Origin of the sequence: Peribacillus tepidiphilus, from assembly GCF_009466385.1 — a bacterium.
GTDB classification, from domain to species: domain Bacteria; phylum Bacillota; class Bacilli; order Bacillales; family DSM-1321; genus Bacillus_BN; species Bacillus_BN tepidiphilus.
In genome coordinates, this window is the sequence record NZ_WIAQ01000003.1 from 154,314 (window position 1) to 172,337 (window position 18,024).

The window sequence follows — 18,024 nt, forward strand, 5'->3', positions numbered from 1 at the left end:
ATTTGTAGAACAATTCCCCTGTTCTTCATAGTTAGTAACGATGAATGCCTGGCGCTTTGTTTTTTTTTGCATATATAAATGTTTTATAATTGCAAAAATTTGTTTTAAGGTCTATGATTACACTATGCAAATATTGTTAATGAAAAGGGGAGGAATTTTTTTGCCATCCATTACGTTTAAAAATCAACCGGTCACATTACTTGGAAAAGAAGTGAAAGTAGGAGATCAAGCTCCTGATTTTAAAGTGTTGGCAAATGATTTATCTGAGGTTACTCTAGCTGATACAAAAGGCTTTGTACGTCTAATCAGTGTAGTGCCATCTATTGATACTGGAGTATGTGATGCACAAACAAGAAGATTCAATGAAGCTGCTGCACAATTGGACAATGTCAAAGTATTAACGATTAGTGTCGACCTTCCATTCGCTCAAAAGCGTTGGTGTGCGGCTGCTGGCTTAGAGAATGTTCAAACATTATCTGACCACCGCGACCTTTCTTTCGGGGAAGCATACGGTGTCCACATTAAGGAGCTTCGCCTTCTAGCTCGTGCAGTATTCGTGGTTGACTCAAATGACAAAGTTACATACGTTGAATATGTAAGTGAAGCTACTAACCATCCGGATTATGAGGCTGCAATTAACGCTGCTAAAGAAGCCAAATAATAAAGCAACGATTTTTTTTCAAATAAACTCGGCTATCGGCCGAATTAGGTTGTAGACAAATTGTATTTCTCGCACATTCAGACTGATTGAAAACGCTTGTCAGTCGAGGAACGAATCCGTGCGAGGAGCGGAGGTACCCTAAATGGTAATGAGTACCGGAGTAGGGTTCGTGACGAAGAATGCGAGCGTTTCTCAACAGTCTGACTCGGCTATCGGCCGAGTTTTCTTTTTGCTTCTTTTCTATGTTAAGAGTATGCTTATAAGATGAAATACCAAAGACTGTAGGAGGATCTTATGGAGAAATTCAGTCAAATCGAACAATTATTTCATGTTTTGGATGACACGGCTAAAGCTCTTCAAGAGGAGCTGGATTGTTCGTATTTAGAGGCGCTTGCAGAAACAGGAGAAAACTTGTTTCATGGCAGTGTTATTCAAGAGGAACTAAGTGAGATTACAAAGAAAAGATTAAATAAAGAATATCAAAATATAGTTCTTTCTAAATATTCAAGTGAAGAGCTTAGAAAAGCCTTTCAGCTTGCCATTTTGAAAGGAATGAAGGAAAATATTCAGCCTAATCATCAAATGACCCCCGATACGATCGGAATGTTTGTTAGTTATTTAGTAGAGAAGTTCATGGAAGGTAAGCAATCCTTTTCTCTTCTTGACCCAGCTGTAGGAACAGGTAACCTGTTATTTACCATACTTAATCAACTTAAGGGGAAAAAGATACAAGCATACGGAGTGGATATTGATGATATCCTCATTAAACTTGCTTATGTAGGTGCAAATCTTCAGGAGCATTCTGTCGAATTATTCAATCAGGACAGCCTGCAGCCATTGTTTGTAGATCCAGTTGATATGGTTGTTTCAGACCTTCCAGTTGGTTATTATCCAAATGATGCTCGTGCTGCAGATTATGAAATGAAAGCTGATTCAGGACACACATACGCACACCATTTATTTATTGAACAAAGCGTACGCCATTTGAGCCCAGGCGGATACGGTTTTTTCCTTGTGCCAAATAATCTATTTGAATCCGAGCAGTCGCAAATTTTGCATAAATTTATTAAAAAACACTGCATCATTCAAGGTGTCATCCAGCTACCAATTTCCATTTTTAAAAAAGAGAAAGCTGCAAAAAGCATTTTTATCATACAAAAAAAAGGAACAGAAACCACCCCACCAAAAAATGTCTTGCTCGTTCAATTGCCTAAGTTTTCAGATCAAGCAGGAATGAGCAATATTTTACAAAAAATTGATCAGTGGTTTGTAGATGAGAAAAGGAAATGAAAAAGCCGTTCGTTAAAAACGGCTTTTTCATTTGCTTGAGTTGGTATTATAGAGCAAGAATAATCTTTTATAACACAGTTATAGTGCAAAAATCAGAATTTATTTACTTTATTATGAAAGCGATTCCATTGTAATGAACTGCTTGAAAAGAAGTGGATACAATGCTTAAATGAGAAATTGGGAGCAAACTATTCTTGTGTATATAAATTAATTATTTTTCAATAAAGGAGCGAAATCGATGTCAAAGATTATTGCGATCAATGCCGGAAGTTCTTCTTTGAAATTCCAGCTTTTTGAAATGCCGAGCGAAGAAGTAATAACAAAAGGACTCGTCGAAAGAATCGGTTTAAAGGATTCAATATTCACGATTACTGTTAATGGTGAAAAGATAAAAGAAGTTACAGATATTCCAAATCATGAAATAGCGGTAAAAATGCTACTTGATAAACTATTGGCACATGGGATTATTAAATCTTACGATGAGATCGAAGGTGTTGGACACCGTGTCGTTCACGGAGGAGAAACATTTAATGATTCTGTATTAATCACAGATGAAGTGTTAAAGCAAATTGAAGAGCTATCTGATCTCGCTCCTCTTCATAACCCTGCGAACATTACCGGTATTAAAGCTTTCAAACAAATTTTGAAAGATGTTCCGGCAGTTGCAGTGTTTGATACGGCTTTCCATCAAACAATGCCGGAAAGCTCTTATCTATACAGCTTACCTTATGAATATTACAAAAAATTTGGAATTCGTAAATACGGCTTCCATGGAACTTCACATAAGTATGTTTCCGAGCGTGCAGCTGAAATGCTTGGAAGACCAATTGAACAGCTTCGCCTTATCTCCTGTCATTTAGGAAACGGTGCAAGTATCGCTGCAATTGAAGGTGGAAAATCAATTGATACATCTATGGGCTTTACACCGCTAGCCGGGGTGACAATGGGCACACGTTCTGGTAACATTGACCCTGCTTTAATCCCGTATATCATGGAAAAAACAGGGAAAACGGCAGATGAAGTACTTGAAGTACTAAACAAGAAGAGCGGTATGCTTGGCCTTTCAGGCTTTTCAAGTGACCTTCGTGATATTGAATTGGAAGCTGAAAAAGGAAATGACCGTGCTGAATTAGCTCTTGAGGTATTTGCAAATCGTATCCACAAATATATTGGTTCTTATGCAGCACGTATGTGTGGCGTAGATGCCATTATTTTTACAGCTGGTATTGGTGAAAACAGTGACGTAATTCGTGCTAAAGTGTTACGTGGACTTGAGTTCATGGGTGTTTACTGGGATCCTGCATTAAACAAAACACGTGGCAAAGAAGCATTTATTTCTTATCCTCACTCACCTGTTAAAGTAATGGTCATCCCTACAAATGAGGAAGTAATGATTGCTCGCGATGTTGTGAGATTGGCAAAATAATTGGATTATGTACCGTAAAAGAGGGTAGCCCGCTTTCATGCCGGGATACTCTCTTTTTTTATGGGAATGGTACGCTATGGTATACTATAGGAAAGTCCAACCAATTTTTCAGGTTGTTAAAGGAGAGTTCATATGACATTATCAAGTCGGGAAAAAGTGATTAAGCAGGAGCTGTTAGATTGGGAAAATGAACTCTTTTCTTACGAGCCCACTGATCTAGAGATGCTGTATGAAAAGGGGATGGAGAATAGCTTTTCCCTGCTGCCTGAAGAGGCTCAAAAGCAAATTTTCACAAAACTGGATACATGGCTTTTTCATCTACATGCCCTGGTTCAAAGCTCTCAGTTTCAGCTTGATGCGAGAGAAAGGATCCTGTCTTCTGCTCGAGTTTTTAATCAAGAAATCCAGAGTATTCAAGATTTGAAAGTGTTGTCCATCGACCAATTGCGGTTTATTGCTGACCAGCAGATTTCTAGACACCGTCTGTACTCGTTTGCCCAAGGTGGTATAAGCGGTATGGGTGGAGCTTTGTTACTTGGCAGTGATTTACCTGTCATAACAGTCATTAATTTAAGAATGGTGCAGCTCATTGCCATGAGCTATGGGTTCGAGGTGAACACTCCATATGAAATGATGATTTCGTTAAAGGTTTTTCATGCAGGAACTCTTCCAAAACGATTGCAAAAGTACGGATGGGAAGAACTTTTGCAAGATCTCGAAGCAAACGAAGATACATATTTTTATGAAGGAAAAGACGAGTTAACAAACATTTCTTGGCTTGAGCAGCCGTTAAAGCATATTTTAAAAGCAATAGCAATTATGACTTTCAGAAAAAAGAAGCTTCAAGGTCTACCAATAGTGAGCATTGCGATAGGGGCTGGAAGCAACTATCAGCTAACAAGAAAAGTTAGCGAGTTTGCGCACAAGTTTTATCAATATCGATATTTGGAAGGAAAAGAGAAAGAAATATGAGCGTATATGAACATAAACAAGAAGCACCAGATTCAGTAAATTGTATGGTTATTACGGTAAGTGATACGAGAAACAAAGACACAGATAAAAGCGGAAAGCTAATGATCGACTTATTAGAGGCAAACGGTCACAAGATTGTCCGATATGAAATTGTTAAGGATGAACAAGAGGAAATCGCAAATGCCATAAAGTTAGGTGTATCTGACAGTAATGTGGATGTTATTCTAACAAATGGCGGCACTGGTATAGCGAAGCGTGATGTAACGATTGAAACAGTTCAAACCTTGATGACAAAAGTAATTCCAGGATTCGGTGAGCTGTTTCGTATGCTCAGCTATACAGAAGATATCGGGAGTGCGGCCATTTTATCAAGAGCGATTGCAGGGGTAGTTGAAGACAAGGCAGTATTTTCAACACCGGGTTCAAGCGGAGCCGTTAAACTTGCAATGAATAAGCTGATATTACCAGAAATTGCTCATGTGGTTAGAGAATTGAGGAAAGATGTGTGAAAAAGGCTTCAGAATTATGTCTGAAGCCTTTTTAAATAAAGTGTTCTATCATTCAAATTGAATAATTCAATCCGTTTTTAGAATAATTCAACCCATCTTAGGAATAATTCAACCCATCCTTCAAATATTCCAACCATACTATGATAAATGTACTTTACTTGAAACCCCCTGATTCGCGCGATACCAGAGCCAAAGATCATTAATAATGGAAGCCAATTCAGCAATTTCTGTGTTTAATTGGCAGGATACCAAAAAGTTTGATTCGGAAGAAAGCTGAGCCTGCTTCGTGTTAATGATCGCTTCCAACTCTTTGATTCTGTCAGGAATATGCCCTCTAATTTTTTCCCATTTAAGCAGGATGTCCTGCTGTTCTTCATACGAATAGTGTTCCCATTCTTTTTTTAAGTCAGGAATTTGTATACCGAGCCGATGGTCATAAATGAAATATTGCTCCATTTATATTCCTCCTGTTTCATTAACGATAGTAACAGTTTACTATAGATTAAATGTTGTATCTATTTATCTTAATTTTTAGAAAAAATAGAACTATATTATTTTAGGAAATATTAGATAAAAATTCCTTGCAATAGGTGAATAAAGCTGATACATTATTTCATATAGTTGAATAAAAATAATAATAAATGAATTTTTATTCATTCAAGGAGGACATAATCAAATGGCAAATCCCAAAATTGTTTTAGCATATTCCGGAGGGCTTGATACTTCCGTCGCAATTAAATGGTTACAGGAGCAAGGATATGATGTAGTAGCATGCTGCTTAGATGTTGGTGAGGGAAAAGATTTAGAGTTTATTAAAAGTAAAGCCTTAACTGTAGGGGCCATTAAATCTTATGTAATTGATGCAAAAGAAGAATTTGCAAATGAATTTGCCCTTGCAGCATTGCAGGCGCACACTCTTTACGAAGGGAAATATCCGTTAGTATCCGCCCTTTCTCGCCCTTTAATTGCAAAGAAGCTTGTAGAAGTTGCTGAGCTCGAAGGTGCGGTAGCTGTAGCGCACGGCTGCACAGGGAAAGGAAATGACCAGGTGCGGTTTGAAGTTTCCATTCAGGCTCTAAATCCGGATTTAAAAGTAGTTGCTCCAGTACGTGAATGGAGCTGGTCACGTGAAGAAGAAATTCAATACGCGCTAGATCATGAGATTCCGATTCCAATTCATTTAGACAGCCCGTTCTCGATTGATCAAAATCTATGGGGAAGAAGCAACGAGTGTGGAATCTTAGAAGATCCGTGGGCTGCTCCTCCTGAAGAAGCTTATGAACTAACAGCAAGCTTGGAAAATGCACCAGATACTCCTGATATTGTAGAAATTGATTTTGAAAAAGGCGTTCCTGTTAAATTAAATGGTCAATCTTATTCTCTAGCAAACTTAATTCTTGAATTGAATAAACTTGCTGGCAAGCATGGAGTAGGGAGAATCGATCACGTTGAAAATCGCCTTGTCGGCATAAAGTCACGTGAAGTATATGAATGCCCAGGTGCCATCACACTAATTAAAGCTCATAAAGAGCTTGAAGATATAACTTTAGTAAAAGAAGTTGCTCATTTTAAGCCTGTTATCGAGAAAAAACTAACAGAGCTCATTTACGAGGGACTTTGGTTCTCCCCGTTAAAAGATGCTTTAATGGCATTCTTAAAAGAAACACAAGCAACGGTAAACGGTACAGTGCGTGTAAAGCTGTTCAAAGGTCATGCTATTGTTGAGGGAAGAAAATCAGATAACTCACTTTATAATGAAAAGCTCGCAACATACACATCTGAAGATGAGTTCGATCACAGTGCTGCTGTTGGTTTCATTTCCCTTTGGGGTCTTCCAACAAAAGTGAACAGCATGGTGAACAATAAAAAGAAGGTGACAGTGTGAAAAAGCTGTGGGGCGGACGTTTTACCAAATCCGCTGAGGAATGGGTTGATGAGTTTGGAGCCTCCATCTCTTTTGACAAAGAGCTCGTAATGGAAGATCTTGAAGGCAGTCTTGCCCACGTTACGATGCTTGGAAAATGTGGGATTTTATCGAAGGAGGATGTAGAGCAAATCAAATCTGGCTTGAAGCATCTACAGAAAAAAGCTCAAGCCGGAGAGCTCCAATTTTCAGTAAAAATGGAAGATATCCATTTAAACTTAGAAAGCATGCTAATTGATGAAATCGGTCCAGTTGGAGGAAAGCTCCATACAGGGAGAAGCCGTAATGACCAAGTGGCTACAGATATGCATCTATATTTACGTAATCAGACATCGGATGTAATAGACTTGATTCAAGAGCTTCAACAGGCACTATTGACTCAAGCAGAGCAACATGTGGAAACGTTGATTCCAGGCTATACTCATCTGCAAAGAGCACAGCCCATCTCATTTGCCCATCATTTAATGGCTTATTTCTGGATGCTAGAAAGAGATAAGCAGCGTTTTAAAGAGAGCTTTAAGAGGATCAATGTATCGCCGCTTGGAGCCGGTGCGCTGGCTGGTACAACATTTCCAATTGATCGGGAGTATTCAGCTGAATTGCTTGGATTCTCAGGTATTTACGAAAATAGCTTAGATGCTGTATGTGACCGAGATTTTATTCTTGAATTTTTAAGCAACAGTTCTATGCTCATGATGCATCTATCTCGTTTAAGCGAGGAAATCATTTTATGGTCAAGCCAGGAGTTTCAATTCATCGAATTAGACGATGCTTTTTCTACAGGCTCTAGCATTATGCCACAAAAGAAGAATCCTGATATGGCTGAGTTGATCAGAGGAAAAACTGGCCGTGTGTATGGAAATCTAATGGGGCTATTAACAGTGCTCAAAGGATTGCCACTTGCTTATAACAAAGACATGCAAGAAGACAAAGAAGGCATGTTTGATACAGTGAAGACTGTGATCGGCTCTTTAAGGATTTTTGCAGGGATGATTTCTACGATGAAAGTCCGCTCAAAAAACATGGAGAAAGCGACGAGAAGTGATTTTTCCAATGCTACTGAATTAGCAGATTATTTAGCATCAAAAGGAATGCCATTTAGGGAAGCTCATGAAGTGGTTGGGAAGCTTGTGCTGCACTGTATTCAAAAAGAATGCTACTTAGCCGATTTGACCTTGGCGGACTTTAAAGCTGCTTCATCCCTTTTTGAAGAGGATATATACACAGCATTAAATCCGTATGAAGCGGTTAAACGAAGAAACAGTGCTGGCGGCACAGGTTTTGAGCAGGTGAAGAAGGCGATTGATAAAGCGAAAGAATTAATGAATGGAAAAGTACATGTATAATAAAAAAGGATGAGTCAAGAAGACTTGGGAATGTCTTCTGCTTCATCCTTTTTCTGTGAACAAAGAAGAATGATTTCGACTACATATTTTTCTTCTCTCAAAATTAGGAAGCAATTAATTGAGATTTACATGAAAGTCAGATCTTCACGTTCTACCCAATCATAGATCATTCTTCTTCTTTTTTTGTACGTACTACAAGGACGTCACAAGTGGCGTATCGGGTAATATGTTCGGAAACGCTTCCAATAAAGAATCGTTCTACCGCATTTAATCCGGTTGCCCCGCAAATTATTAAATCTACTTCATGTTTTTTCGCTAAATCTTTAGGTACTTTTATTTTCGGAGAGCCGTAATCTACTTCAATTATTACATTTTCTACTCCTGCTGCAACAGCATCGTCTTTGTACTTTTTCATCAACTCTGTTGCATAAGCCTCGGAACGTTCTGCTATCGTTCGGTCATATGCTTCAATGGTGGCAAAATTTCGAGTGTCGATGATATGAGCGACGATTAAAGAAGCATTGTTCCTTTTTGTGATTTCTACTGCCTTTTTAAAAGCCCATTCTGCTTCTTTGGATCCATCAACAGCAACAAGTATTTTTTTATACGTTAGTCCCATAAACCTCTCCTCCAATTCTAATCCAGTGGAAAAAATTACTGGAATTCTACCTTTATTATACAATATTTCCCTTTGTATAGATGTTTCAAAAAAGCGAAAAATAAGGGGAAATAGAAAGAAGGGAGAATGACCATGGAAAAAGAAAAAAAGTCAAATGAGTTTACCTACGATCAGGATGGTCTTGACGAAACAGTCAAACAAATTGCTGATTCTTACATGAGTGGAGATACGGTACATTTACAGGAAGAACTAGAACGGAATCAAAAGAAAAGTTAAATAAGAAATAAAAGGAGAAACGCAATCTTATTGGTTTCTCCTTTTTCCTCTTTATTTAATAATTTGAAGCTCTTTCGGGAATTTTGTCAGAATCTCTACACCATCTTTGGTCACTAGTAAATCATCTTCAATTCGAACTCCAGCTACGTTCGGTACGTAAATTCCCGGTTCAATTGTAAAGACCATTCCTTCTTTTAATACTAGGCCATTGGTTTCAGTCATGGATGGATATTCATGGACGCTGATTCCAAGGCCATGTCCAAGACGATGTGGGAAATACTCTCCGTAACCTGCTTCGCTGATTATATTACGAGCTGTCAAGTCTATTTCAGAAGCGGTTTTTCCAGGTTTAGTAGCATTTACAGCGGCTACCTGTGCTTTTAAGACGGTTTCGTATATTTCTTTTTGTTTTTCATTAACATCATAATAGGCCACGGTTCTTGTAATATCTGAGCAATAGCCGTTTAGGACCACTCCCAAATCAAATAATACAAGGTCACCCTTTTGAATTTTTGTCATGCCCGGAGTTCCGTGTGGAGAAGCAGCATTTGCTCCGGTAAGAACCATTGTGGAAAATGCCATCTTATTAATGCCTTTTCTTTTTAATTCATATTCAATAGCGGCCAAAACATCCATTTCAGTTTTGCCCTCTTTCATTTCATTTACTCCAACCTCAACCGCGAAATCTGCTAGTTTGCACGCTTCTCTAATAATTTCCAATTCCTTCTCGTCTTTAATCATGCGAAGCTCTCTCAGCTTCTCTTCAGCTGAAACAAGAGCAGGAGTAGAGAAGTATTTTTGTAGGCTTTCATAGCGCTCTACATTCATATGCTCCTTCTCAATCGCGATCTTGTTAAGGGTTAATCCTCTTTTTTCAATAGACTTTTTAATGGATTCCCATGGATTCTCAATATCTGTATAGCCGATGATTTCCTGTTCCCAGCCTGCTTTTCTTGCATCTTCTGCTTCCATTTTCGGACATACCAAAAAGGACTCACCTTCAGGAAAAACGGCAAGAGCCAACAATCTTTCATGAGGATCGCTGTGAAAACCGCTTAGGTAAAAAACATTTTCGGTGGATGTTATGAATGCTGCATCTAATTCCTTTTCACTTAGCCATTGCTTTAATAACTCTATACGCTTTACCATTATGTATCACCTCTAAAATAATCTATAATTTGAGATTAACAGCGGAAAGCCTTCAATGCAAATGAAGTTATTAACATCTTCATGTAAGCTTAGAAAAATGATAAAAAAACAGTAGCCTTTTCTTTAATTTTTTAATAATTTAGGGGACATTCAGAAAATCTCCCGAATGTTTGATTACGTAAGTAAAAAATTCATAATCCTCCTCTCCCATTCTGTCATTTTCCCTTTGAATCTGCATAAGGTAAGGTATAGGACAAACCGAACTGCCTAATTTATAGGGGAAAAGGAGGGTTTTTTGTGAAACAGCGCTTGTTAATGTGTATACTGCTTACGGGTGTTTTGCTTTACTATGCTATTCCCCGTCTAGATGTAATGGCGGAGGGAGTTTTTGGTGTTTTCTCGATTGCTTGGCTTAGTCTTGCATTATTAGTGGTTGCAGGAAATATGTCGGCTCTCGTCTATGCTCCAAAGAAGAGGAAAATGAAGAAGGGAACTGTTACTAAAGAAAAAAGGAAAAGAATGTATCAAAGTTAGGGCGTACATTGTATAGCCTGGCTCTTACCCTTATAATGAAAATAAGAATGTCATTTGTAAAGGGTGAAAAGCTTTGGCTACAAAGCACGAACAAATTTTAAAATATATTGATAGCCTCCCTGTAGGCGAGAAAATATCAGTAAGGCAAATTGCAAAAGAATTGACAGTAAGCGAAGGAACCGCTTATCGAGCCATAAAAGACGCTGAAAATAAAGGCTACGTGAGCACCATCGAACGTGTAGGTACGATCCGGATTGAACGTAAGAAAAAAGAAAACATTGAAAAGCTTACATATGCCGAAGTCGTAAACATTGTGGACGGACAAGTGTTAGGTGGTCGATCAGGTTTACATAAGACACTCAATAAATTTGTCATCGGTGCCATGAAGCTCGAAGCGATGATGCGATATACAGGAGCAGGCAATCTATTGATTGTCGGTAACCGTACGAAAGCGCATGAGCAAGCATTAAAAGCTGGAGCAGCAGTGCTGGTCACTGGAGGATTTGACACAGATGACTCAGTGAAAAAATTAGCGGATGAGCTTGAGCTTCCGATTATCTCCAGCAGCTATGACACTTTTACGGTAGCAACCCTGATTAACCGGGCCATCTACGATCAGCTAATTAAAAAAGAAATTTTACTAGTGGAAGATATCTTAACTCCACTGAAAGATACCGTTTTCTTAAAAATAGGCGAAAAAGTTTCTGATTGGCTTCGGTACAATAAAGAAACGACACACAGCCGCTTTCCGGTTGTTGACGAAACAATGAAAGTTCAGGGAATGGTCACATCGAAGGATATAATGGGAGTGGATCCAGAAACTCCGATTGAAAAAATCATGACAAAAAATCCGATGACCGTGAATGGAAAAACTAGTGTTGCCTCATCTGCACACATGATGGTGTGGGAAGGGATTGAGGTATTGCCAGTGGTCGACGATTATCAAAATTTGCAGGGAATTATCAGTCGACAAGACGTCTTAAAAGCTCTTCAAATGATCCAGCGGCAGCCTCAGGTTGGCGAAACAATAGATGATGTGATTGCTAGCCAACTAGTCGATATGGGTGGTAGGGGCAAAGGAGAAGAAATATACCGCTGCGAAGTAACACCTCAAATGACAAATTATTTAGGAACGATTTCGTACGGGGTATTTACTACCATTGTCACAGAAGCAGCCAATAGAGTTTTGAGAGCTTATAAGCGAGGAGATCTAGTAGTCGAAAATATGACTATCTATTTTATCAAGCCTGTACAAATTGATAGTCAGCTTGAAATCATTCCAAAGGTACTTGAGGTCGGCCGCAAATTCGGAAAGGTAGATGTGGAAGTTTTCAATCAAGGAAAGCTGGTCGGTAAAGCAATGATGATGTGTCAGCTGTTGGACCGTACCTGATAAATTGGACAAAAAAAGTGACACAAAAGGTCATCAGTTACGCCTTTTTGTGTCACTTCCTTATTTCTTATAAGCTGTCTCCGCCTCATTTATGGCATGCGGCAAATAGAATTTATACGCTCGAATGCCTCCCCAAATGCTTAAGCCACCTACAATTATGAAAACAGCTGCAACGATATAAGTGATTGTCATTTGATAAAGGAACAATTGGTTAAGCCCGAACAATGCCACAAACATCCCAAGAGCAATGCTGGATTTTGCTGAAATCCACTTTCTTTCCATCGGTAGCTTTGTCCGAAAATACTTAATTTTATAGTAGATATATAAAGCAAGTGATATGATAATAAGGGTAACAAGAATTGGCATTGACTGTATTCCCTCCGTTAGTATGTAATCCATAACATATTGTAACGGTTCATAATCACAATTACCACTATTATATATTGAGAAAAAAAGGAGAATAATATGAAAGCTGAAATTTTAAAGGAAATTAAGAATTACGATACGATCATTCTACATCGGCATGTCCGTCCAGACCCAGATGCATACGGTTCTCAATGTGGACTAGCAGAGATCCTTAAGGTTTCTTTTCCAGAAAAAAAGATATACGCCGTAGGAGAAGAGGACGAGTCCTTACATTACATGAAAAGGCTAGATGAAATTCCTGATGGTACATACAAAGGAGCACTAGTCATTGTATGTGATACAGCTAATGAAGAAAGAATTAGTGACAATCGTTATAAGCTTGGAAATAAACTGATAAAAATTGATCATCATCCTAATGAAGATCCATACGGCGACCTAGTTTGGGTTGATACATCTGCAAGCTCTACAAGTGAAATGATCTATGAGTTTTATTTATTTGGAAAAGACCATGGTCTGAAAATAAATGATGAAGCTGCCAGATTATTGTTTGCAGGTATAGTGGGGGATACTGGAAGGTTTTTGTATCCTAGTACGACGGAGAAAACATTTTTATATGCCGGTGAACTTATTCATTATAACTTTTCTCGAACAGAACTTTTTAACAGCATGTATGATATGAGTGAAAATTTGATCCGTTTAAATGGTTATGTATTGCAAAATTTTGAAATAACCAAAGGCGGAGTAGGAAAAATGGTGCTCGATCAAAACATCTTACAAAAATATGATGTCAAACCTTCAGAGGCCTCCCTTCTTGTCAGCACACTAGGTACTGTAAAAGGATTGAAAGCCTGGGTATTTTTTATTGAAGAAGATGAAGTCATTCGAACAAGACTTCGTTCGAAGGGACCTGTCATAAATGGTGTAGCCAGAAAGTATAACGGCGGAGGACATCCGCTTGCTGCTGGAGCATCTATTTATTCATGGAATGACGTGGATAACGTGGTGAGAGATTTAGAAAAAGCCTGCCAATCATATGAATAAATGCTTTAAGAGCTTATATAAGTGCCAGAGTACCTAAAGAGAATTTCATCGAATTCTTTAAAGGTACTTTGCACTTATATTTGCCGAATCTTCACCTCAATGGTTAGCGTTGTAAAAAACATAATTTCACTTACAATGATACGGTATCTTTTTTTATTTATTTCTATAATTTTGTTTTCAATGGACTTTTGTAAAAGATCCTTTCCTTTATAAACGGTCTCAATATCTTTGGCGATGAGGGAGCTTAAATCGTCTTTGATCGCTTCCTGTGCTTCCGTAACACTTAACGGATCTAGATTATATATTTTATCATTCGTAATGTGGACAGATATATCCTGCACAGTAAGCTTTTGTTCATTTTGCTCGTTTAATGCTTTGTATTCATTTTCCCAGACTTCATTTTTCAAATTTAAATCTTTAATTTCTTCTCTTTGAGCATGAATGAGCTGAGCTTGTCTTTCCTGCATGTTCCCATATAAATAGAGAAATACAACCCAACTGATGATCGTTCCTAAAGCAACTCCTGAAAAAAAACGTTGCCACAAAGGATTTTTGTAATAAGGGGGGATCCTCATGATGATATATTCTCCTGTGTCAGCCACGTAATAATTAATGAACCTGTTTGTGCCCCACCAAGTGCAGATAAGATAAGAAGAATTTGTTTAATAATATCTCTTGTTTCCCCATGGAAGATTCCTCGTTCAAAGTTATAAACGGTATCAAACGTACCTCCAATAGCAGCCACTACTGCCCAGATTCTTAAAGAATCAGATAATCGGAAAATTGTCGTCATTGGGGGCTGATTCGTAAAAAAAGAAGCCATTCCTCCAATAAGAGAGCCACCGATCAATACACCAAAGGAAATAAAAAAACTATTTAAAAACGCTGGAAAAAAAGCCTCCTTCATCTCATCATCCCTTACCAAGTTTTATTCTTACTTCTTATATATGGACGAACCTTGAAAGTTATGATAAGAGGCTCACCTGCGCATTAGCTTTTCTTTTTTTTTTCTGAAAGTCTATAATGAAAACAAGTATGCGGAAATGATAAGGGTGTGTGTTATGTCTTTTATTCAGCTTCAAATTCATACTGCCTACAGTTTGTTAAGAAGTACAGTAAAAATAGAAAGCCTTGTGGAAAAAGCCAAGACAGCCAGTTTATCAGCCTTGGCTATTACAGATATTAATGTGATGCATGGGGTTATTCCTTTTTATAAGGAATGTAAAAAACATGGCATTAAGCCTATTATCGGTCTGACTGCAGATATTTTGCATGGAGAAGAGTCCTACCCGCTCGTTCTGTATGCTCGTAATTACAAGGGTTACGTAAATTTACTAAAAATCAGCAGTGCAATTAAGACGAAATCTCCGCAAGGTCTGCCAGAGAAATGGTTAAAAGGATATGCGGATGGGCTTCTTGCGCTTACTCCTGGTAGAGATGGGGCCATAGAGCAGGCACTATTGCAGGAGAAAACAGATCAAGCACTACAATTCCTTCACCTTTTTCAAAGCATCTTTGGAGAAAAGTATTTCTATTTAGCTCTTCAAAGAGTTAAAGCAGACCAAGAAACTTTATTAAATAATAAATTAAGGGATTTTGCTAATCACCATAAGCTTCAGCTAGTAGCAACGAATCCAGTTTACTATTTGGATCAAAACGATGCTCTCGCCCAAGAGGCATTAATGGCCATTGAAGATGGTGTGAAGCTTTCTGATGAATCGAGGAGAAGGCTACCTTCAAGGAATTTTTATTTAAAATCAGCTCAGGAGATGTTTGAGCTTTTCGAGGATATTCCGGAGGCATTGGAAAATGCAATGAATATCGGTAGCTTATGCAATGTTGAAATTCCACTTAACAGGACGCTGCTTCCGAAATATCCCGTTCCAGAAAAGAAAAACGCGCACGAGTATTTGAAAGAGATTTGCCAAAAGGGCTTTCAGGAAAGATATAAAAATCCACCGAGCCACTACCTAGAACGATTGAATTATGAGTTACATGTCATCGGAAGAATGAATTTCAGCGATTATTTTTTAATTGTTTGGGATTTCATGAGGTATGCGAGAAGTAAAAAGATCCTAACTGGTCCAGGGAGGGGATCGGCAGCGGGATCAATGGTAGCCTATGTTCTTTATATAACGGATGTGGATCCAATGAAGCATAACCTTTTATTCGAGAGATTTTTAAACCCAGAAAGAATCTCCATGCCTGATATTGATATAGATTTTCCTGATGAAAGAAGAGATGAGGTTATTTCATATGTAGCTTCCAAATATGGAGAGCTGCATGTTGCTCAAATTTTAACCTTCGGAACGTTTGCTGCCAAAGCAGCCATTAGGGATTGCGGACGTGTTTTTGGTTTAAACACGAAAGAGTTAGACACTCTTTCCAAAATGGTGCCATCAAGGTTGGGAATTACCATTGAGCAAGCTTTAAAAGAGTCTAAACCATTACGCGATTTTTATGAGGAAAATGAATGTAATCAAAGATTGATTCAGACGGCATTAAAACTAGAAGGATTGCCTCGTCATACGTCTACTCATGCTGCGGGAGTCGTAATTAGTGATCTTCCGTTAACAGAAGTCATTGCCATTCAGGAAGGACATGGCGGAATTCATTTGACTCAGTTCTCAATGGACATTTTAGAAGAAATCGGTCTTTTAAAAATGGACTTCCTAGGACTTCGAAATTTAACGTTAATCGATCATATTCTTACTTCCATTCATAAAACAACTGGAAAAAAGATCGATATTCAGTCCATTCCGCTTAACGATCAGGCTACATTTAAACTATTAAGCAGGGGAGAGACAACCGGGATCTTTCAATTTGAGTCTGAAGGGATGCGAAAGGTGCTTATGCAGCTGAGGCCCGAACGTTTTGAAGATCTGGTTGCCGTCAATGCTCTTTATAGGCCAGGACCGATGGAAAACATCCCAAGCTTTATTAAACGAAGGCACGGGCTTGAAAAAGTAACGTATCCTCATCCAGATTTGAAGGATATTCTTGAAAGCACATATGGCGTGATCGTGTATCAAGAGCAAATCATGAAAATTGCTTCCAAATTTGCAGGGTTTTCTCTCGGAGAAGCGGATCTTTTAAGAAGAGCTGTGTCCAAAAAGAAAAGAGATGTGTTGAACGAACAGAGGCAGCATTTTGTTATGGGTGCCATTAAGCAGGGCTATAAAGAAGAAACGGCTAACGAAATTTACGATTTAATTGTTCGGTTTGCCGACTACGGATTTAACTTAAGCCATGCGGTTGCCTATAGCTTTATTGCATACCAGCTTGCCTACCTAAAAGCTCGTTTTCCGCTTCAATTTATGGCTTCCCTAATGACAAGTGTTATTGGAAATGAAGAAAAAATTTCACAATATGTCCGTGAATTAAAAGGAATGGGCATTGAATTGCTCCCTCCATCTATTAATGAGAGTGCCTTTTCCTTTAAAACAGAGAATGGAAAAATACGTTATAGTCTTGCAGCCATTAAAGGGATAGGCGGGAATGCACTGCGTGAAATTTTTCAAGCGAGACGGCAAAAACCATTTGAGGATTTATTCGATTTTTGCATGAGGGTTTCGAGCAGGGCTATTAACCGAAAAGTAATGGAGTCGCTTATTCATTCTGGAGCTTTTGATGAATTTGGTCAAGATAGAGCCAGTTTGCTGGCAACTCTTGATGTAGCAATTGATCATGCCGAGCTTGTTAAGTTAGATGATGGTCAAGGTGACTTGTTTGCCGATTCAGAATTCACACTGAAGCCGAAATATGTAAAGGTTGAACCAATCGATATAGAAAATAAACTGCTTTTCGAAAAAGCTGCACTTGGTTTTTATCTTTCTAGTCACCCAGTTGAACCGTTTCAAGACCTTTTTACTTATTTTGGAGGTAAGCCTCTAAATGAAATGGAAAAAATGCAAGATACAAAGGCATTAGTAGGTGTTTACATTTCTGAAGTAAAAACGATTCGAACAAAAAAAGGAGAAGTAATGGCTTTTCTTACGATAAGCGATGACAGTGGAGAAATGGAAGCTGTTATTTTTCCGAATGTATATAAAAAAGATCCCCCTCTTTATAAAAAAGGAAACATCGTCATGCTGCAGGGGAATATGGAATCCCGAAACGGTCATAAACAATTTATTGTCCAGCAGGCCTATTCACTAGAAACGCTAAAAAAATGGTCGGAAGAAGTAAAGGCGAAGCTTTTCATAAGAATTGAAAGGAAGCTTCATTCAAAAATATTAATCTCAAAGCTAAAAAATATCCTAAATCAATATCCCGGAAAAACAAGCGTCCACTTATTTTATGAACAGGAAAATCGCTACGTAAGACTTCCTGTTTGGGATTGGGTAAACCCGACAGAGCATTTGCTTGAACGTTTAAAGTCTTTAGTCGGTGAAAAAAATGTAGTATTACGATCGCAATAATCTTTACATCCGTTTAGTTTATGTTATATTGGAAAAGAGAGATGTGGTCTGACCACTTTGAGGATGATCAACTACGTATTGTTAGATATATTAAGGA

Annotated in this window: 18 protein-coding genes; 12 read left to right on the top strand and 6 right to left on the bottom strand. The window is 38.3% G+C overall.

Annotated elements, in window-relative coordinates:
- Nucleotides 1-160 precede the first annotated feature (160 nt).
- From tpx to GD441_RS03960, 5 genes are all read left to right on the top strand, one after another.
- The gene (gene tpx / locus GD441_RS03940; RefSeq protein ID WP_153123920.1) at nucleotides 161-661 is read left to right on the top strand and encodes a thiol peroxidase; all 501 of its coding nucleotides are present in this window, start codon (nucleotides 161-163) and stop codon (nucleotides 659-661) included.
- Nucleotides 662-955: 294 nt separating this feature from the next.
- A complete protein-coding gene (locus GD441_RS03945) occupies nucleotides 956-1,951 on the top strand; it encodes a class I SAM-dependent methyltransferase (RefSeq protein WP_153123923.1) in 996 nt (331 codons plus the stop codon).
- Nucleotides 1,952-2,189: 238 nt separating this feature from the next.
- Nucleotides 2,190-3,377, top strand: a complete 1,188-nt coding sequence (locus GD441_RS03950) for an acetate kinase (protein ID WP_153123925.1) — start codon at nucleotides 2,190-2,192, stop codon at nucleotides 3,375-3,377.
- A 132-nt stretch (nucleotides 3,378-3,509) separates the two neighbouring features.
- Nucleotides 3,510-4,349 carry an EcsC family protein gene (locus tag GD441_RS03955; RefSeq protein ID WP_153123926.1) on the top strand — a complete coding sequence of 280 codons (840 nt, stop codon included), beginning with the start codon at nucleotides 3,510-3,512 and terminating at the stop codon, nucleotides 4,347-4,349.
- On the top strand, nucleotides 4,346-4,858 hold the full coding sequence (locus tag GD441_RS03960; RefSeq protein WP_153123928.1) for a MogA/MoaB family molybdenum cofactor biosynthesis protein: 513 nt from the start codon (nucleotides 4,346-4,348) through the stop codon (nucleotides 4,856-4,858). Before GD441_RS03955 ends, GD441_RS03960 begins: the two co-directional genes overlap by 4 nt.
- Nucleotides 4,859-4,996: 138 nt before the next feature.
- Here GD441_RS03960 and GD441_RS03965 read toward each other — a convergent pair whose 3' ends face one another.
- Complete coding sequence (locus tag GD441_RS03965) at nucleotides 4,997-5,314, bottom strand: hypothetical protein (protein WP_153123930.1); 318 nt, start codon at nucleotides 5,312-5,314, stop codon at nucleotides 4,997-4,999.
- Nucleotides 5,315-5,534: 220 nt separating this feature from the next.
- Here GD441_RS03965 and GD441_RS03970 point away from each other — a divergent pair, with 220 nt between their 5' ends.
- Both GD441_RS03970 and argH read left to right on the top strand, forming a co-directional pair.
- The gene (locus GD441_RS03970) at nucleotides 5,535-6,743 is read left to right on the top strand and encodes an argininosuccinate synthase (RefSeq protein WP_153123932.1); all 1,209 of its coding nucleotides are present in this window, start codon (nucleotides 5,535-5,537) and stop codon (nucleotides 6,741-6,743) included.
- Nucleotides 6,740-8,128 carry an argininosuccinate lyase gene (argH, locus tag GD441_RS03975; RefSeq protein WP_153123934.1) on the top strand — a complete coding sequence of 463 codons (1,389 nt, stop codon included), beginning with the start codon at nucleotides 6,740-6,742 and terminating at the stop codon, nucleotides 8,126-8,128. The genes GD441_RS03970 and argH overlap by 4 nt, the downstream gene beginning before the upstream one ends.
- A gap of 166 nt (nucleotides 8,129-8,294) precedes the next feature.
- Here argH and GD441_RS03980 read toward each other — a convergent pair whose 3' ends face one another.
- Nucleotides 8,295-8,747, bottom strand: coding sequence for a universal stress protein (locus GD441_RS03980; RefSeq protein ID WP_153123936.1), 453 nt, complete (start codon nucleotides 8,745-8,747; stop codon nucleotides 8,295-8,297).
- 126 nt (nucleotides 8,748-8,873) lie between these two features.
- Between GD441_RS03980 and GD441_RS03985 the strand changes: the two genes are divergently transcribed.
- Complete coding sequence (locus tag GD441_RS03985; protein ID WP_153123938.1) at nucleotides 8,874-9,023, top strand: hypothetical protein; 150 nt, start codon at nucleotides 8,874-8,876, stop codon at nucleotides 9,021-9,023.
- 51 nt (nucleotides 9,024-9,074) lie between these two features.
- Here GD441_RS03985 and GD441_RS03990 read toward each other — a convergent pair whose 3' ends face one another.
- The gene (locus tag GD441_RS03990) at nucleotides 9,075-10,172 is read right to left on the bottom strand and encodes a M24 family metallopeptidase (protein WP_153123940.1); all 1,098 of its coding nucleotides are present in this window, start codon (nucleotides 10,170-10,172) and stop codon (nucleotides 9,075-9,077) included.
- A 297-nt stretch (nucleotides 10,173-10,469) separates the two neighbouring features.
- Between GD441_RS03990 and GD441_RS03995 the strand changes: the two genes are divergently transcribed.
- Nucleotides 10,470-10,706: a hypothetical protein gene (locus tag GD441_RS03995; RefSeq protein WP_225434122.1), complete on the top strand. Its 237-nt coding sequence runs from the start codon at nucleotides 10,470-10,472 to the stop codon at nucleotides 10,704-10,706.
- Nucleotides 10,707-10,779: 73 nt separating this feature from the next.
- Complete coding sequence (locus GD441_RS04000; RefSeq protein ID WP_153123942.1) at nucleotides 10,780-12,099, top strand: CBS domain-containing protein; 1,320 nt, start codon at nucleotides 10,780-10,782, stop codon at nucleotides 12,097-12,099.
- 60 nt (nucleotides 12,100-12,159) lie between these two features.
- Here the strand turns inward: GD441_RS04000 and GD441_RS04005 are convergent, their stop codons facing one another.
- Entirely contained in the window at nucleotides 12,160-12,465 is a 306-nt protein-coding gene (locus GD441_RS04005) for a YtpI family protein (RefSeq protein WP_153123944.1), read from the bottom strand.
- A 99-nt stretch (nucleotides 12,466-12,564) separates the two neighbouring features.
- Between GD441_RS04005 and GD441_RS04010 the strand changes: the two genes are divergently transcribed.
- Nucleotides 12,565-13,506 carry a DHH family phosphoesterase gene (locus GD441_RS04010; RefSeq protein WP_153123946.1) on the top strand — a complete coding sequence of 314 codons (942 nt, stop codon included), beginning with the start codon at nucleotides 12,565-12,567 and terminating at the stop codon, nucleotides 13,504-13,506.
- A 74-nt stretch (nucleotides 13,507-13,580) separates the two neighbouring features.
- On the opposite strand, the gene ytrI is transcribed toward GD441_RS04010, so the two are convergent.
- A complete protein-coding gene (gene ytrI / locus GD441_RS04015) occupies nucleotides 13,581-14,081 on the bottom strand; it encodes a sporulation membrane protein YtrI (protein WP_153123948.1) in 501 nt (166 codons plus the stop codon).
- Nucleotides 14,078-14,413, bottom strand: a complete 336-nt coding sequence (gene ytrH / locus GD441_RS04020) for a sporulation membrane protein YtrH (protein WP_153123950.1) — start codon at nucleotides 14,411-14,413, stop codon at nucleotides 14,078-14,080. Before ytrH ends, ytrI begins: the two co-directional genes overlap by 4 nt.
- Before the next feature lie 154 nt (nucleotides 14,414-14,567).
- On the opposite strand from ytrH, the gene dnaE reads away from it, so the two are divergent.
- Nucleotides 14,568-17,927 (top strand): DNA polymerase III subunit alpha, encoded by a 3,360-nt coding sequence (dnaE, locus tag GD441_RS04025; protein WP_153123952.1) that lies wholly within the window; start codon nucleotides 14,568-14,570, stop codon nucleotides 17,925-17,927.
- The last annotated feature ends 97 nt before the right edge of the window (nucleotides 17,928-18,024 follow it).

Excerpts from the sequence above, each read along its gene's own strand:
- GD441_RS03980 (WP_153123936.1), bottom strand. The coding sequence starts at position 8,747 with ATGGGACTAACGTATAAAAAAATACTTGTTGCTGTTGATGGATCCAAA.
- GD441_RS03965 (WP_153123930.1), bottom strand. The coding sequence starts at position 5,314 with ATGGAGCAATATTTCATTTATGACCATCGGCTCGGTATACAAATTCCT.
- GD441_RS03960 (WP_153123928.1), top strand. The coding sequence starts at position 4,346 with ATGAGCGTATATGAACATAAACAAGAAGCACCAGATTCAGTAAATTGT.
- GD441_RS03955 (WP_153123926.1), top strand. The coding sequence starts at position 3,510 with ATGACATTATCAAGTCGGGAAAAAGTGATTAAGCAGGAGCTGTTAGAT.
- GD441_RS03970 (WP_153123932.1), top strand. The coding sequence starts at position 5,535 with ATGGCAAATCCCAAAATTGTTTTAGCATATTCCGGAGGGCTTGATACT.
- GD441_RS04010 (WP_153123946.1), top strand. The coding sequence starts at position 12,565 with ATGAAAGCTGAAATTTTAAAGGAAATTAAGAATTACGATACGATCATT.
- GD441_RS03985 (WP_153123938.1), top strand. The coding sequence starts at position 8,874 with ATGACCATGGAAAAAGAAAAAAAGTCAAATGAGTTTACCTACGATCAG.
- GD441_RS04005 (WP_153123944.1), bottom strand. The coding sequence starts at position 12,465 with ATGCCAATTCTTGTTACCCTTATTATCATATCACTTGCTTTATATATC.
- dnaE (WP_153123952.1), top strand. The coding sequence starts at position 14,568 with ATGTCTTTTATTCAGCTTCAAATTCATACTGCCTACAGTTTGTTAAGA.
- ytrI (WP_153123948.1), bottom strand. The coding sequence starts at position 14,081 with ATGAGGATCCCCCCTTATTACAAAAATCCTTTGTGGCAACGTTTTTTT.
- ytrH (WP_153123950.1), bottom strand. The coding sequence starts at position 14,413 with ATGAAGGAGGCTTTTTTTCCAGCGTTTTTAAATAGTTTTTTTATTTCC.
- GD441_RS03945 (WP_153123923.1), top strand. The coding sequence starts at position 956 with ATGGAGAAATTCAGTCAAATCGAACAATTATTTCATGTTTTGGATGAC.
- GD441_RS03950 (WP_153123925.1), top strand. The coding sequence starts at position 2,190 with ATGTCAAAGATTATTGCGATCAATGCCGGAAGTTCTTCTTTGAAATTC.
- GD441_RS03990 (WP_153123940.1), bottom strand. The coding sequence starts at position 10,172 with ATGGTAAAGCGTATAGAGTTATTAAAGCAATGGCTAAGTGAAAAGGAA.